This is a genomic window from Proteus terrae subsp. cibarius (assembly GCF_011045835.1).
In the GTDB taxonomy this organism is placed as follows: Bacteria; Pseudomonadota; Gammaproteobacteria; order Enterobacterales; family Enterobacteriaceae; genus Proteus; species Proteus cibarius.
This window is the reverse complement of sequence record NZ_CP047349.1, coordinates 808,277-823,846: the sequence shown is the minus strand read 5'-3', so window position 1 is coordinate 823,846 and position 15,570 is coordinate 808,277. Positions and strand designations below refer to the sequence as shown.

13 protein-coding genes and 1 pseudogene are annotated in these 15,570 nt (G+C 41.5%); 13 read left to right on the top strand and 1 reads right to left on the bottom strand.

The features are described 5' to 3' along the window. Positions 1 to 19: 19 nt before the first annotated feature. The 4 genes from dksA to folK all read left to right on the top strand — a co-directional run bounded on the left by dksA (position 20) and on the right by folK (position 3,572). Complete coding sequence (gene dksA / locus GTH25_RS03765; RefSeq protein WP_023580786.1) at positions 20 to 475, top strand: RNA polymerase-binding protein DksA; 456 nt, start codon at positions 20 to 22, stop codon at positions 473 to 475. 53 nt (positions 476 to 528) lie between these two features. Further along, positions 529 to 1,440, top strand: coding sequence for a tRNA glutamyl-Q(34) synthetase GluQRS (gene gluQRS / locus GTH25_RS03760; protein ID WP_099659934.1), 912 nt, complete (start codon positions 529 to 531; stop codon positions 1,438 to 1,440). Between the two features lie 91 nt (positions 1,441 to 1,531). After that, on the top strand, positions 1,532 to 3,085 hold the full coding sequence (gene pcnB, locus GTH25_RS03755; RefSeq protein WP_371317037.1) for a polynucleotide adenylyltransferase PcnB: 1,554 nt from the start codon (positions 1,532 to 1,534) through the stop codon (positions 3,083 to 3,085). After that, positions 3,078 to 3,572: a 2-amino-4-hydroxy-6-hydroxymethyldihydropteridine diphosphokinase gene (folK, locus tag GTH25_RS03750; RefSeq protein ID WP_075673463.1), complete on the top strand. Its 495-nt coding sequence runs from the start codon at positions 3,078 to 3,080 to the stop codon at positions 3,570 to 3,572. Before pcnB ends, folK begins: the two co-directional genes overlap by 8 nt. Positions 3,573 to 3,654: 82 nt before the next feature. On the opposite strand, the pseudogene GTH25_RS03745 reads toward folK, so the two are convergent. Beyond that, a pseudogene (locus GTH25_RS03745) lies at positions 3,655 to 4,776 on the bottom strand (RNA-guided endonuclease InsQ/TnpB family protein); the annotation flags it as partial. A 422-nt stretch (positions 4,777 to 5,198) separates the two neighbouring features. On the opposite strand from GTH25_RS03745, the gene panB reads away from it, so the two are divergent. The 9 genes from panB (at position 5,199) to fbpC (ending at position 15,376) form a co-directional block, all read left to right on the top strand. Further along, the gene (gene panB, locus GTH25_RS03740; RefSeq protein ID WP_075673464.1) at positions 5,199 to 5,990 is read left to right on the top strand and encodes a 3-methyl-2-oxobutanoate hydroxymethyltransferase; all 792 of its coding nucleotides are present in this window, start codon (positions 5,199 to 5,201) and stop codon (positions 5,988 to 5,990) included. Positions 5,991 to 6,032: 42 nt separating this feature from the next. Beyond that, the gene (panC, locus tag GTH25_RS03735; protein WP_164530336.1) at positions 6,033 to 6,887 is read left to right on the top strand and encodes a pantoate--beta-alanine ligase; all 855 of its coding nucleotides are present in this window, start codon (positions 6,033 to 6,035) and stop codon (positions 6,885 to 6,887) included. Between the two features lie 25 nt (positions 6,888 to 6,912). Continuing rightward, positions 6,913 to 7,293 carry an aspartate 1-decarboxylase gene (gene panD / locus GTH25_RS03730; RefSeq protein WP_064719124.1) on the top strand — a complete coding sequence of 127 codons (381 nt, stop codon included), beginning with the start codon at positions 6,913 to 6,915 and terminating at the stop codon, positions 7,291 to 7,293. A 229-nt stretch (positions 7,294 to 7,522) separates the two neighbouring features. Continuing rightward, a complete protein-coding gene (locus tag GTH25_RS03725) occupies positions 7,523 to 8,155 on the top strand; it encodes a response regulator transcription factor (RefSeq protein ID WP_075673466.1) in 633 nt (210 codons plus the stop codon). Position 8,156: 1 nt separating this feature from the next. Beyond that, on the top strand, positions 8,157 to 9,713 hold the full coding sequence (locus GTH25_RS03720) for an MASE1 domain-containing sensor histidine kinase (protein ID WP_075673467.1): 1,557 nt from the start codon (positions 8,157 to 8,159) through the stop codon (positions 9,711 to 9,713). A gap of 82 nt (positions 9,714 to 9,795) precedes the next feature. Next, positions 9,796 to 11,133 (top strand): MFS transporter family glucose-6-phosphate receptor UhpC, encoded by a 1,338-nt coding sequence (gene uhpC, locus GTH25_RS03715; protein WP_075673468.1) that lies wholly within the window; start codon positions 9,796 to 9,798, stop codon positions 11,131 to 11,133. Between the two features lie 2 nt (positions 11,134 to 11,135). Continuing rightward, positions 11,136 to 12,167 (top strand): ABC transporter substrate-binding protein, encoded by a 1,032-nt coding sequence (locus GTH25_RS03710; protein WP_164530335.1) that lies wholly within the window; start codon positions 11,136 to 11,138, stop codon positions 12,165 to 12,167. A gap of 74 nt (positions 12,168 to 12,241) precedes the next feature. Next, positions 12,242 to 14,320 (top strand): ABC transporter permease, encoded by a 2,079-nt coding sequence (locus GTH25_RS03705; protein WP_099659937.1) that lies wholly within the window; start codon positions 12,242 to 12,244, stop codon positions 14,318 to 14,320. A 15-nt stretch (positions 14,321 to 14,335) separates the two neighbouring features. Next, the gene (gene fbpC / locus GTH25_RS03700; RefSeq protein WP_075673470.1) at positions 14,336 to 15,376 is read left to right on the top strand and encodes a ferric ABC transporter ATP-binding protein; all 1,041 of its coding nucleotides are present in this window, start codon (positions 14,336 to 14,338) and stop codon (positions 15,374 to 15,376) included. Positions 15,377 to 15,570 lie beyond the last annotated feature (194 nt).

Sequence of the window (15,570 nt, the reverse complement as noted above, 5' to 3'; positions counted from 1 at the left end):
CGTATGTAGGAGAAGCATTATGCAAGAAGGGCAAAAGCGTAAAACATCGTCCATGAGCATTCTCGCTATTGCTGGCGTTGAGCCATATCAGGAAAAAGCGGGCGAAGAGTACATGAACGAAGCCCAATTAGCGCATTTTAAGCTAATACTTGAATCTTGGCGCAATCAGCTCAGGGATGAAGTCAACCGCACCGTTACTCATATGCAAGATGAGGCGGCAAACTTCCCCGATCCCGTTGACCGTGCTGCACAAGAAGAAGAATTCAGTCTTGAGCTGCGTAACCGTGATCGTGAACGTAAACTCATTAAAAAAATCGAGAAAACACTGAAAAAAGTTGAAGATGATGACTTTGGTTTCTGTGAATCTTGTGGAGTAGAAATCGGTATTCGCCGTTTAGAAGCTCGCCCTACAGCCGATTTATGTATCGACTGTAAGACATTAGCTGAAATCCGCGAAAAGCAGATGGCTGGCTAATAATAAGTAAACGCCTCAGCCTAATACGTTGAGGCGTTAATCTGAATCTTTCGATGCACGAGATTACAGACTATATTGGGCGCTTTGCGCCATCGCCAACGGGTCAACTTCATTTTGGCTCATTGGTTACTGCACTTGGCAGTTATCTTCAAGCTCGCGCACACCATGGGCTTTGGCTTCTGCGCATCGATGATATCGACCCTCTTAGAGAACCTCCCGGCACTGCATCCCAAATTATTCGCACATTAGAACATTATGGTTTGTTTTGGGATGAAGAGATCCTCTATCAATCGCAACGCCATGATGCTTACCGTGAAATTTTACACACGCTTTGGAAAGAGGGTGTTTGCTACCACTGCCACTGTAGCCGTCATCGTTTACATGACTTAGGGGGCGTGTATGATAACCACTGTCGCCACCGAGAGCCACTTACAGATAATGTGATACCTTTTGATAAAGAGAGTGCATGGAGGTTGATCCAACAGCATCCCGTTTATCATTTTGAAGATGTCATTCAAGGTACATATTATTCAAAGAGTACGTCTATCGTGTTAGAAGATATGATTATTCACAGAAAAGATAACTTATTTGCGTATAATCTAGTGACGGTGATTGATGATAATTATCAGGGTGTAACCGAAGTTGTTAGAGGTGCCGATCTACTTGATCCCACGTTGCGACAAATCAGTTTACATAAACAACTGAATTTACCTATTCCGCGTTATGCTCATTTACCTTTAGCAATAAATCATGACGGTAATAAATTATCAAAACAAAATCACGCACATGCGTTGCCAGATACTGATCCAAGACCCGTCATTATCGATGCTTTGCGATTTCTTAATCAGCCTATTATTGCGGGTTGGCAAGATTATTCGTTAGCATCATTGTTAGAGATTGCGACTGCGCAGTGGTCACCTTCTGAGATTTTAAAACAAAATCATCAGCAACAAGGGTATGAATAAACCACACAAAGCATTCTCAAAAAATGTTCAGTAGGCTATGATTAGCCGCTTAATTTTTTTAATTATTAGAATTTATTATTCGAGGTGTCATATTTTTAATCGAGTAGCACATTTCTGCCGTAATCTGCTAGGACGACAAACAACGTCATCAGACACACAACCGGTAGCAAGTGAAAGGCCAGTCACTGCATCTGACCGACCAATACAAGAAACACAGAAACCTGTGCGTCGGCGTCCTGCTATATCCGCAGACCGTCCCCGTAAAAAAAAGAGTAATAAAGAAAAGGCGAACGGGAGTGATTTGCCAATGACTGTGATCCCAAGAGATCAACACCCAATTTCACGTAAAGATATCAGTGATAATGCATTAAAAGTGCTTTATCGCCTCAACAACTCAGGCTTTCAGGCTTATTTAGTTGGTGGTGGTGTTCGTGACTTATTACTGGGAAAAAAACCAAAAGATTTTGATATTGCCACTAATGCAACACCTGAAGATGTACGTCGATTATTCCGCAATAGTCGTTTAGTCGGTCGTCGTTTCCGTCTTGCTCATATTATGTTTGGCCCTGAAGTGATTGAGGTGGCGACTTTCCGCGGCTCTCATGAAGATCATGAAGTTTCAGACAATAACCAATCTCAGCAAGCACAAAGCGGTATGTTACTGCGCGACAATATTTTTGGCTCAATTGAAGAAGATGCCATTCGTCGTGACTTTACATTAAATAGCCTCTACTACGGTGTTGATGATTTTGCTGTACGTGATTACGTTGGCGGTTTAGCGGATCTAAAAGCAGGTATTATTCGCTTAATTGGCGATCCTGAAACGCGTTATCGCGAAGATCCCGTCAGAATGCTTAGAGCCATTCGCTTTGCCAGCAAATTGGATATGCAAATTGCGCCTGAAACCGCAGAGCCAATTAGCAGACTCGCCCCTTTATTACGTAATATTCCATCGGCTCGTCTTTTTGAAGAGTCATTAAAATTATTACAAACAGGGCAAGGCTACAAAACTTACAAATTAATGTGTCGCCATCAATTACTTGAGCCACTGTTTCCGCTGATTGCTTCTAAAATGACGGAGCAACATGATACGCCGATGGAGAGAATGTTAGATCAAGTTCTCAAAAATACGGACTATCGCATTAATAAAGAGATGCGAGTCAATCCGGCGTTCTTATTTGCGGCAATGTTGTGGTATCCATTAATTGAACATGCTGAAAAGTTAGTCCAAGAAAGTGGTCTTTCTTACTATGACTCTTTCTCTATGGCGATGAACGATATTTTAGATGAGCAATGCCGTACTATTGCGATACCCAAACGTATTACCACAACAATGCGTGATATCTGGCAATTACAGCAACGTTTACCTAAACGCCAAGGTCGTCGTGCGAATAAATTACTTGAGCACCCTAAATTCCGTGCAGCGTTCGATTTACTGGAATTACGTGCCAATGTACAACACAATCCAGAGCTTGAAGCGTTAGCAAGTTGGTGGGCTGATTTCCAAGCGTCTAATAATACGCAACAGCGCTCAATGGTATCTGAATTAGGTCAAGCACCGGTTCGCAGACGTCCGCGTCCACGTAAACGCCCTCGTCATCCAAGTGCAAAGCCTGCATCTAGACAAGAGAGTACCAATGAGTAAACAGAAAAAACGTGTTTATATCATTCTGGGAAGTAATTTGAATTCACCTGACGATCAGGTGAATTCAGCGATTAAGGCAATCAGTGAGATCCCACAAACAACATTGGTTGCACAGTCATCTTGGTATCGTACACGTCCAATGGGGCCTCAAGATCAGCCTGATTACCTAAATGTCGCTGTTGCGGTTGATACAACATTAGCACCAGAAGAGTTACTTGATAACACTCAAGCTATTGAATTGGCGCAAGGTCGTGTTAGAAAAGAAGGTAATCGTTGGGGACCAAGAACGCTTGACCTTGATATTATGTTATTTGGTGATGATGTGATCCAAACTGAGCGATTAACCGTACCTCATTACGGGCTTAAAGTACGTGAATTTATGCTTTACCCATTAGCTGAATTAGCACCTGATCTTCGCTTTCCTGATGGCGAGTTATTAGCAGATAGATTGGCGTTAGTGCCTGAAAATGGCATGGAAAAGTGGTAATTTCACACTAATACACCCTTAATGCTAAAGGTTGATACTTTGACATCCTCCTCGCCCTGAAGAACGGGGATCCCTACTGCGTTCAGACCGTAGCCTGACTCACCTCGGTGGGTTCCTGCTTCAATGGGCGGTCTGACTGCACCATCCCTCCACAGGCTAGAACGGCATGTCCTGCCGCTAAAATGTTACGAGCACCGTTGATATCCGCGTTCTCTGTATATCCGCACTCAAGGCACTCAAATTTACTTTGTGACAGACGGTTTTCTTTCGCGGTGTGACCACAGCACGCGCACCGCTGGCTGGTATATGCAGGAGGTACAGCAAGTACCTGACCACCACGCCAGAGTTGCTTGTACTCAAGCTGACGACGCATTTCATGCCAACCCTGATCTAATATCGCTCGGTTCAAACCTGATTTGGCTTTGACGTTTCGTCCGTGTTGCTCTGCTGTTCCTTTTGCCGATTTTGACATGTTACTGACCTTCAGATCCTCAATGGCAATCATTGCGTGGTTTTTGTTGATTTTCGTTGTGGCTTTGTGAAGGTAGTCTTTGCGGATATTGGCAATATGGGAATGCAGACGCTGGATTTTGCGCTTTTGTTTCTGCCAGTTAGCACTGAATTTCACTTTACGACTTAACTGGCGCTGGAATGTTGCCAGCTTTTTCTGGCTGGTTTTGAAACTGTTAACAGGCTCGAATACTGTGCCGTCTGACAACGTAGCGAGTTTGGTTATACCTGCATCCAGACCAACCATCGTTGTTGAATCATGCTGAGGCTCGGATATTTCATACTCTGTCTGGATACTGACGTACCAGTTTCCGCATGACTGGCTGACCGTGACGTTTTTCACTTCTCCAATGACTTCACAGCTATTGCGATAGCGTATCCATCCCAACTTTGGCAAGGATATTCGACTATTGCTCTGATCGAGCTTCCCCCCCCCCTGCGGATAGCGGAACGCATCGTTTTGCTCGCGTTTTTTGAAGCGGGGAAAAGAAGCCCGTTTTTGGAAGAAATTCTTGTAGCCGCGCTCCAAATCTTTCAAGGATTGTTGAAGCGGTTGTGATGGCGCTTTTTTTAGCCACTGTGTCTCAGGATCGGTTTTCCATTCAGTGAGCCATGAAGTCATTTTCGTGTAGGGAATAAATTTGTTTCCTGCCTCATGATTTTCATTTTGAAGTGCCAGCGCACGATTGAAAACAATATATTGAACAGCAGGAGACACCTGACTGATCTTTAAAGCCTCTCGGGCTTTTCCGCATTATATCCCCGCCCTGAACGACGGAGCTTTACGGCGTGTTTGGTAAAAAACATAAACAGTATCAGCCTATCTCCTCTCCTTTGCTTTCCCTCTATTTTTCAAACGCCCCTCACTGCCTCAATCTCTAAACTCTTTTATATTTATTTTTCATATATAACCAATTGATGAATATAAATAAAAATTATCATTTGTTATTTTTTATTACTCATTTAGTTACTTTTTCTTCGTTTTTAGTCCTTAAATGCTACAATCGAAAGCGGCTTTATTTTGACAATCAAATATTTTCTTTAATAAACAATCAATTATGTGAAGTAATTAATTTTATCTACACACAAAAAACGACAATGATGGAGTTTGTTACAATGAAACCCACTACGCTTTCAACGCTAAATCGCTATAAGCAAGAAAAGAAAAAATTCGCCACAATCACCGCTTATGATTCAAGTTTTGCCCGCCTTTTTGCACAAGAAGGTATTCAAGCCATGCTGATTGGTGATTCGCTAGGAATGACATTACAAGGCCATAACAGCACGCTCCCCGTTACTGTTGAGCAAATTGCCTATCACACCCGCTGTGTAAGAGCAGGCGCTCCTAATGCCTTCTTAATTGCTGATATGCCCTTTATGTCTTATTCAACACCTGAACAAGCTTGCCTTAACGCCGGCATTTTGATGCAAGCAGGTGCCAACATGGTGAAGATTGAAGGTGGAAGCTGGTTAATTCCTACCGTTAAAATGCTGGCTGAGCGTGCAGTTCCTGTCTGTATCCATTTAGGATTAACACCACAGTCAGTCAATGTTTTCGGGGGTTACAAAATCCAAGGTAGAGAGCACGATGAAGCCGAGCAATTAAAGCAAGATGCTATTGCCCTTGAAGATGCAGGTGCTCAATTAGCGGTATTGGAATGTGTTCCTGTTACTCTGGCTAAAGCAATTACAGACGCATTAACGATGCCTGTTATTGGTATTGGCGCAGGTAATGTCACTGATGGGCAAATTCTTGTGATGCATGACTTATTAGGCTTAACCCCTCAAGCACCTAAGTTCTCAAAAGATTTTTTACAAGAAGCAGGATCATTAAAAGGTGCTGTCAGCCTTTATGTTCAACAAGTTGAACAAGGTCTGTTTCCCGAAGAAAAACATTCATTTAACTGATTTATTATCTTAATTATCAATATCGTTTAAAGGAGTCACGCCATGCTAATTATTGAAACTACGCTTATCTTACGCAGAGAAATCAAGCGATTAAAGCAAGAAGGTAAACGCATTGCATTGGTTCCAACAATGGGTAATCTTCATGAAGGTCACCTAAAATTAATTGAAGAAGCCCGTATTCACGCGGATGTCGTGATAGCTTCTATATTTGTGAATCCACTTCAATTTGATAGAGAAGCAGATTTAGCAAACTACCCTCGAACTTTACAAGAAGATTGCGAGTTACTGCGTGATAAGCATGTCGATATTATCTTTGCCCCTTCAGCGAAAGAGATGTATCCACACGGCATGGAAAATCAAACCACCGTTGATGTGCCTATATTGTCTACTGTATTAGAGGGTGCAAGCCGTCCTGGTCATTTCCGTGGTGTCACAACGGTTGTCAGTAAGCTTTTTAATCTTGTGCAACCTGATGTTGCAATGTTTGGAGAAAAAGACTTTCAACAACTACAAATTATCAAAAAGATGGTAAGTGATTTATGTATGGATATCAGCATCGTTCCTGTTGCTATCGTACGTGACAAAAATGGTTTAGCGCTCAGTTCGCGCAATCGCCTATTATCTGATAGCGAAAAACAACAAGCCCCTGCACTTTATCAAGCGACGCAAGTAATCGCAGAACAATTAAAGTCGGGTGATCATGATGTTAATCAGTTACTACAAAATGCAAAAAACACCTTAGAGCAGCAAGGTTTTCGTGCAGACGAGTGCTTTATTTGTGATGCAGATACACTCACACCATTAAATGAAGAGAGCCGTCGAGCGGTTATTTTAATGGCTGCATGGCTGGGTAATACGCGTCTTATCGATAACCAGCAAGTTAATCTTGTGTCTTAATTATTAGAATATAGGAAACACAACAATGCTACGCACTATGTTACAAGGCAAACTTCATCGCGTAAAAGTGACACAAGCCGATCTGCATTATGAAGGCTCTTGTGCAATTGATCAGGATTTTATGGATGCTGCTGGCATTCTTGAAAATGAAGCGATCGATATTTATAACGTTGATAATGGCGAACGTTTTTCAACTTACGCCATTTGTGCAGAAAGAGGTTCACGAATTATATCTGTCAATGGTGCAGCCGCTCGTCGTGCAGCTGTTGGCGATCGCTTAATTATTTGCTCTTATGTACAAATTCCTGATAGCGATGCGCGTAGCCATAAGCCAAACATTGCATATTTTGAAGACAACAATGAAATGAAGCGCATTGCCAAAGCCGTGCCCGTTCAAGTTGCTTAATCAATAAAATATTGCCCACTTCCCATAGGCAGAGGTTCCCTGCTTATGGGAAATAATAAGAACAATAAATAACCCATTATTATTATTTGCTTGTCACGATTCACCTTGATAAAAACGAAATATAAAGCTCAAAACCGGATTTCTTCTCCATTTTTCCTCGCTTATCTTTCTGTAGCTTGTTATAAATCATATAAGTATTGTCTGACTACTCTCTGACTAATAAAAAATTATGATAAAAGTTGCTTTAGTAGATGATCACATTGTTGTGCGTTCTGGTTTTGCACAACTCCTAATGCTAGAACCCGATATTCACATCGTGGGTGAATATTCCAATGGGCAAGAAGCATGGCCTTATTTAGCACATGACGATATTGATGTTGCCGTTATGGATCTCTCTATGCCTGGCGAAAGTGGTCTACAACTCCAAAGCCGTTTAAAACAAAAGCGCCCCGATTTTCGGACTATTATTTTAAGTATCTATGACACCCCGGCCTTTGTTCAAAGTGCATTAGACTCTGGCGCTCGCGGTTATTTAACAAAACGTTGTGGTCCTGAAGAGTTAGTACAAGCAGTACGTGCTGTACATCAAGGTGGTTGTTATCTCTGTTCTGATGCGATGAAGGCATTGCGACAAACACCTGAAAAAGAAGATGCACTCCATACTTTAACTCCTCGAGAAAAAGAGATTTTTAATCTGTTAGTTCAAGGTGTTAATGTCAAAACCATTGCTGTACAACTTAATCTTAGCCATAAGACCGTACACGTTCATCGAGCCAATATACTGGGTAAATTAGGCTGTGAAACCACCATCGATTTAGTTCATTTCGCCTTAAAAAATCAGTTGATCACAGGCTCGCTGTAATATGAAAAGGGGACTGCGTTTTCTTCTTCAATCCCTTTTTTTATTGCTCACCTACTCTTTACTTTGGCTATCACTTTGGGTGATTGGCTTCTATTTAAGTAAAAATGGGCAACAAGCTGCCCTTTTCTTACCTCAAGGTCTACGATTAGCCCTGATAATTTTACTCTGGCGCCGCTTTTGGCTACCGATGCTATTTGCCGAATGGGGGCTTTATTACTGGTTAGCACAAGAGCAATTAATTACCCACGCCATTATTTATCTTTCTCCAATACTCAGCCTCGTTGTCGCACTAGAAGTTCAGCGTATTTGGTGGCGATATCCACTTTATTGGCAACGCTTAACCCTATTAATTGGCGCTGTGGGTTTTAATAGCCTGCTACAAGCCTTTATTCTCGGGTTTATTATTAATACCACCAGCGATATTTTCCTCACATCAGTAACCGGGGGCATATTGCTCGCGCCTTTTGTCTTTTTACTTTATGAATATCTTCGTGAATTACAAAGTCGCACCTTGATCTCTGATGGTACTCCCGATCCTCCGCTAAGAACTTCCTTGCTAATGTGGGGATTTCTATTTTGTCTTATCGGGTTAAGTGCTCAGTTTTTTTTAACACCCGAGATAGAGCGTTTATTAGTTATCCTTGTGTTTATTCCTAATGTCTTTATGGCTTACCGTTATGGCTGGCAAGGTGGCGTTTTATCCGCACTGTTAGGTAGTTTGATTATTACTTTTGCTCGCCAAGTCAATGGTGCTTTTAATGATTTGCGTGAGTTAGAAATGTTCTTAACCACACAAGCCATTATCGGTATCGGCTTAGGGATTGCAATTAGTCGCCAACAGCAACTTGCTCATAATTTACGTCATTACCGTTTACGCCTAGAACAAGAGTTACAAGCTCGTCGTGATCTCATGGAAAAACTGGTTCATACCGAAGAAGATGTTAAAAAAGCCATTGCTCGCGAATTACATGATGAAATTGGGCAGAATATTACGGCTATCCAAATTCAATCAATGCTCATCAAAAGAACGGCCGATAACGACAAAACACGCCAAACCGGAGAGCAAATTGAGCGGCTCGCCCTACAAATTCATCAATCTACACGTCAACTACTCCGACAATTACGCCCTCCTGTTTTAGAGGAGATGTCGCTTGAAAAAGCCCTTCATCATTTAATCAATGAGTTTGCTTTTGATGACAACGGCATTACCTGTAATTTTAATTACTCATTAGATAAAGAGCCTGAAAACGAAACCATTATTTTTACTCTCTACCGTTTGGTGCAAGAGCTGTTAAACAACATTAGTAAACATGCTAATGCAACCTATATCCAAATCTCACTGACTCAAAATAAAAACCGTTTACGGCTAATTATTAGTGATAATGGCATTGGTATGTTACCGACATCATTATCAGCACAACAAAGTAGTGGCTTTGGATTACGAGGAATAGAAGAACGCATTCGCGCTTTAGGCGGAGAATGGGAAGTGATTAACCATCACGGCACGAAAATAATTGTTAACTTACCCACAAATTCAAAAGAAAACAGTGAAAACTAAGAATAAGTCTTAGTCATCTACAACCTTATCTCATTCTTTTTAGCGACATTTTTTTTACATTTGCAACATCAAAGAGGATGTTATGTCAGGTAAAAATTCGGCATCAATTAATAAGACCTATAACTTTTGGCGCAAAAATTTAATGCTGTCGATGATTATCGGTTATGCCACTTTCTATCTCACACGTAAAAGCGTCAACTTTGTAATGCCCGTTATGCAGGTTGAATTGAATTTAGATAAAGGGGATATCGGTTGGATAGCCAGCCTTTTTTATCTTACTTACGGTTTATCTAAATTTGTTTCCGGTATTTTCCATGATAAATGGGGATATCGCTGGTTTATGGGTGTGGGATTAGTCATGACAGGCATTATGAATATTATTTTTGCCTATTGCCTTTCATTTCCCGCGCTACTTTTGGTCTGGGCACTAAATGGTTTCTTTCAAGGCTTTGGATGGCCTCCTTGTGCAAGGTTGTTAACACACTGGTATTCACGCAATGAACGCGGTTTCTGGTGGGGATTATGGAATATCTCAATCAACCTTGGCGGGATGAGTCTTCCCATTTTAACTGCGTGGCTAGCGACGCATTATAGTTGGCAAGTCGCACTGCTTGTTCCCGGTATTATCGGTATCATCATCGGGTTGTGGTTGTGTGTACGATTAAAAGGTACTCCTGCAGAGGAAGGGCTTCCTACTGTGGGCGTGTGGCGACGCGATGTTTTTGAATTACGTCAAGAGCAGGCATCACCTCCTAAACCTATGCTAACTATTTTGAAAGAGAGCATTTTATTTAACCGAATGATTTGGTTACTGGGTTTTTCCTATATTTTGGTTTATCTCATACGTATGGCGATTAACGATTGGGGAAATATCTGGTTATCAGAAACACATGGCGCCAACTTATTGAGTGCTAATGCCATTCTCTCTTTATTTGAAGTGGGTGGCTTACTCGGTGCGTTATGTTCAGGCTGGGGCTCGGATTTATTATTCCGTGGCCAACGAGCACCAATGATATTGCTGTTTTCACTTGGACTTTTTACCGCAGTAACAGCACTTTGGTTAATTCCAATTCATCATTATGCTTTGCTCGCAGCCTGTTTTTTTAGTATCGGTTTTTTTGTGTTCGGACCACAGATGTTAATCGGGCTTGCTGCAACAGAATATTGCCATAAAAACGCAGCAGGCACGGTAACTGGCTACTTGGGATTGTTTGCCTATTTAGGGGCAGCAATGGCAGGTTGGCCATTAAGTCAGGTCATGGCGCATTATGGTTGGACTGGGATGTTTGCATTATTAACCAGTGCTGCGGCCTTAATGGGACTCTTACTAATGCCGTTGTTGATTGCTGATGTTAGCAAACAAGAGCATTTAGTTGGCCCACTTTCATTTTCCGATGACGACACATTTAAAAGGTTCTGAACATGAAATTGAAAACCCTCTCTACTCTCGTTGCGGCTGGTCTGGCTCTTTCTGCGGTTAGCTTATCAACAAATGCGGCTGGTCGCTTAGTGGTTTACTGTAGTGCGACAAATGCCATGTGTGAAGCTGAAACAAAAGCCTTTGCCGAAAAGTATGATGTTAAAACAACCTTCGTTCGTAATGGTTCAGGAAGTACTTTAGCTAAAATTGAAGCTGAAAAACGCAATCCACAAGCTGACGTTTGGTATGGTGGAACGATGGACCCTCACTCACAAGCTGGTGAAATGGATCTGCTAGAGCCTTATGTTTCTCCTAATCTCGATCAAATCATGCCACAATTCCGTGATCCGGCTAAACGCAAAGGTAACTACTCTTCTGCGGTTTATGTCGGCATTTTAGGCTTTGGCGTTAATAAAGATCGCCTAAAAGAAAAAGGCATCGCGATCCCAACTTGCTGGAAAGATTTAATTAAACCTGAATATAAAGGTGAAATTCAAATCGCTGATCCACAAAGCTCAGGTACAGCTTACACTGCACTAGCAACCTTTGACCAATTGTGGGGAACCGAACAAGCCTTTGATTACCTGAAGAAAATCAATACAAATATTTCTCAATATACCAAATCAGGTATTGCTCCGGCACGAAATGCAGCGCGTGGTGAAGCCACCATTGGTATTGGTTTCTTACATGACTACTCATTAGAAGTTGAAAATGGCGCTCCACTTGAATTGATTTCACCTTGTGAAGGTACAGGCTATGAAATCGGTGGTGTGAGTATCATTAAAAATGCCCGCAATATGGATAACGCAAAATTATTCGTAGATTGGACACTCTCAAAAGAAGCGCAGGAAATTAGCTGGAAAGAAGGTAAATCTTACCAAATTCTCACTAATACCTCGGCTGAATCTTCACCAATGGCACTGAAATTATCAGACTTAAAACTCATTAACTACGACATGGATAAATATGGCGATAGTGAAGTGCGTAAAGAGCTGATTAATAAGTGGGTTACCGAAGTAAAAATGGGTAAATAGCTCATTAATAGAGCGAGATAACCTCTCGCTCTCTTTTTCTCATAATAATAAATACATTTACTCTCGGGGGATTTATGTCTCACACACTCGCTTTACCTGAAAAAAAGAGGCGGGATCCCATATTTTTATGGATCCTAATTGCATGGATGGCTTTTGCGTTACTGCCGTCATGGAGCCTTGATTACGGTCTTTTAGATTCTACAGCAGATGAATTACTCACCTCTTACGGCTGGAGTAGCGTCAATATCAGTTGGCTCTGGTTTTTATTACCTAGTTTACTGTTATTTCGCCCATTAACTGCTCCTAAGCGTGAAAATCGTTCTCGCCACTATTTTGATGCTGGTTTTGCGCTATTTTGTGCATTCATTGCAATCGTTAGTGCAACTCTTGAAGGGCGTGGCTTAGGTTATTCTGCGATCATCCTCTTTATTTCTTTGGGAATGATCATGAAAACCGCCTTAACACGCCTTGAATGGCTGGGCGGTGACAGCTTTGTTATTGGCTCTTTAATCGCCGTTGTTGCGCTGATTGGTGCCTTTATCATCTTTCCAAGTATCGCTATTTTTATTCCGATGTTTAAAGATAGCGCGGGCAATTTTGCGCCTTTTGAATTTATCGCTATTTTAAGCCAAGCGCATATTGTGCAAGTGATGCTCAACTCTATTGCGCTTTCTATTGCAGTGGGTATCGGTTGTACCTTCTTTGGTTTAATTCTGGCAATTTATACGTCTCGTATTGCGGTACGCTCTGCCATTATTGGCCGTGTATTTTCTATCTTACCTATTGTTACGCCACCTTTTGTCGTCGGTTTAGGGGTAACATTAATGATGGGTCGCTCTGGCTATGTAACAGAGTTTCTCGCCACGTATGCAGGACTGGAAAATACCAACTGGTTATATGGTTTTACAGGAATTTGGTTAGCTCAAGTGCTCGCCTTTACTCCAATGTCATTTATGATTTTAGATGGTGCGATAAAAACCATTCATCCTTCATTGGAAGAAGCGTCTTACACCTTAAGAGCTAATCGCTATCAAACCTTCTTTAATGTTTTTATGCCGTTACTTAAGCCCGCGTTAGCCAATGCGTTTTTAATTGTGATTGTGCAATCTCTGGCCGACTTTAGTAACCCTCTGGTTTTAGGGGGCAACTTTGACGTTATCGCTACACAAATTTACTTCTATATCACAGGCTCTCAGCTAGATTATCAATCAGCCAGTACATTAGGTGCGTCACTGCTAGTTTTCTCACTATTAGTGTTCTGTGTGCAGTATATGTGGATTGGTAAACGCTCTTACGTCACGGTATCAGGTAAATCCTATCGCGGTGATGTTCAACCTCTTCCATCTTCACTAATTGCATTTGTGACTACCGTTCTAGGTATTTGGGTTGTGTTTAATATCTTGCTCTATGGCAGTATTTTCTATGGCAGTTTCACTGTTAACTGGGGGGTTGATTACACCTTAACACTCGACAACTTTATCAAACTATTTGGTCAAGGAATGAGTGACGGTGCATGGCCTTCGCTGTTAGATACCTTGTTATATGCAGGTATTGCAGCACCGATTACAGCCATTCTCGGACTATTAATTGCCTATATTGTGGTGCGCCAAGACTTTAAAGGTAAGAAAAGTATCGAGTTCACGACAATGCTTTGTTTCGCTGTACCAGGAACCGTTGCAGGTGTCTCTTATATTCTTGCATTTAACGACTCGCCTTTCTATTTAACGGGAACAGCCGCCATTGTCATTATCTCTATGACAATGCGTAACGTACCAGTAGGGATACGTGCAGGTATTGCGGGATTAGGACAAATTGATAAATCGCTGGATGAAGCCTCTCTCAGTTTAAGAGCGAATTCAATGAGAACTATTTTCTATGTGCTATTACCGTTATTACGCCCTGCTATTTTATCTGCGCTGATTTATAGCTTTGTGCGTGCCATTACTACTGTCAGTGCCATCGTTTTCCTTGTTACACCAGATACACGCGTTGCCACCGCTTATATTTTAAACCGCGTTGAAGATGGTGAATACGGCGTCGCAATTGCCTACGGCTCGATTTTAATCGTTGTGATGTTGGCAATTATTTTCTTATTTGACTATTTGATTGGCGAAGCCCGTGTTTCACGCTCTAAAGCCAAAAATGCACAGTAATACGGAGTATAAATCATGACACAACAACATTTCGTTGAACTGAAAAATGTAATTAAGCGTTTTGGCTCTAACACGGTAATTGAAGATCTCAGTTTGTCTATTCCACAAGGCAAAATGGTTTCATTATTGGGGCCTTCAGGTTGTGGTAAAACAACGGTGTTACGTTTAGTTGCAGGGTTAGAAAAACCGACAGAAGGTAAGATTTTTATTGATGGTGAGGATGTTACTGACCGCTCAATCCAGCAACGTGATATTTGTATGGTGTTTCAGTCTTACGCCCTTTTCCCGCATATGTCTTTGGGGGAAAACATTGGCTATGGCTTAAAAATGCTAGGACGTCCTAAAGCTGAAATTAAACAACGTGTTTCTGAAGCCTTAGAGCTGGTGGATTTAGCTGGTTTTGAAGACCGCTTTGTTGACCAAATATCGGGTGGACAACAACAACGTGTCGCCTTAGCGCGTGCGTTAATTTTAAAGCCTAAAGTACTGCTTTTTGATGAACCACTGAGTAACCTTGATGCGAACTTACGTCGTAGCATGAGAGAGAAAATTCGTGAATTACAACAACAGTTTAATATCACCTCTCTTTACGTAACCCATGACCAAAGTGAAGCATTTGCGGTTTCTGATATGGTATTGGTGATGAATAAAGGCAAGATAATGCAACTAGGCTCACCACAAACTCTTTATCGCCAACCGGCTTCTGAATTTATGGCAAGCTTTATGGGAGATGCCAACTTATTCCCAGCAACATTGGGCGCTGATTATGTTGATATTTTCCAATATCGTTTACCAAAACCAGATACGTTTAATACGACTAAAACAGAAGTGAGAGTGGGCGTTAGACCAGAAGCTATCACCTTATCTCAGCAAGGCGATGCTTGTCAGCAATGCAAAATTGTCCATGTCGCTTATATGGGGCCTCAATATGAAGTGACAGTGGAATGGCAAAATCAAACCTTGCTATTACAAGTCAATGCCACACAGCTTCAACCTAATGTAGGCGATAGCTACTATCTACAAATCCATCCTTATGGCATGTTTATTTTAGAATAAACATAATGTTGAATAGGATAAAAGTAAGCGAGGCACCCAATGGGTGCCTCTTTTTTATAATAATACTACGACATTTTCCCCTGGTGTGACATCCTGGTGTGAATGTTTGATGTAACACTTGGTGTAACACATTGCTACGCTATTATTGTTTTAGATAATGATTGGAGATACTTGTACTACTCCCTTTATTTTTT

Bases quoted from the DNA above. Each gene is read 5' to 3' on its own strand.
- dksA (WP_023580786.1), top strand. From the start codon at position 20: ATGCAAGAAGGGCAAAAGCGTAAAACATCGTCCATGAGCATTCTCGCT.
- gluQRS (WP_099659934.1), top strand. From the start codon at position 529: ATGCACGAGATTACAGACTATATTGGGCGCTTTGCGCCATCGCCAACG.
- folK (WP_075673463.1), top strand. From the start codon at position 3,078: ATGAGTAAACAGAAAAAACGTGTTTATATCATTCTGGGAAGTAATTTG.
- panB (WP_075673464.1), top strand. From the start codon at position 5,199: ATGAAACCCACTACGCTTTCAACGCTAAATCGCTATAAGCAAGAAAAG.
- panC (WP_164530336.1), top strand. From the start codon at position 6,033: ATGCTAATTATTGAAACTACGCTTATCTTACGCAGAGAAATCAAGCGA.
- panD (WP_064719124.1), top strand. From the start codon at position 6,913: ATGCTACGCACTATGTTACAAGGCAAACTTCATCGCGTAAAAGTGACA.
- GTH25_RS03725 (WP_075673466.1), top strand. From the start codon at position 7,523: ATGATAAAAGTTGCTTTAGTAGATGATCACATTGTTGTGCGTTCTGGT.
- GTH25_RS03720 (WP_075673467.1), top strand. From the start codon at position 8,157: ATGAAAAGGGGACTGCGTTTTCTTCTTCAATCCCTTTTTTTATTGCTC.
- uhpC (WP_075673468.1), top strand. From the start codon at position 9,796: ATGTCAGGTAAAAATTCGGCATCAATTAATAAGACCTATAACTTTTGG.
- GTH25_RS03710 (WP_164530335.1), top strand. From the start codon at position 11,136: ATGAAATTGAAAACCCTCTCTACTCTCGTTGCGGCTGGTCTGGCTCTT.
- GTH25_RS03705 (WP_099659937.1), top strand. From the start codon at position 12,242: ATGTCTCACACACTCGCTTTACCTGAAAAAAAGAGGCGGGATCCCATA.
- fbpC (WP_075673470.1), top strand. From the start codon at position 14,336: ATGACACAACAACATTTCGTTGAACTGAAAAATGTAATTAAGCGTTTT.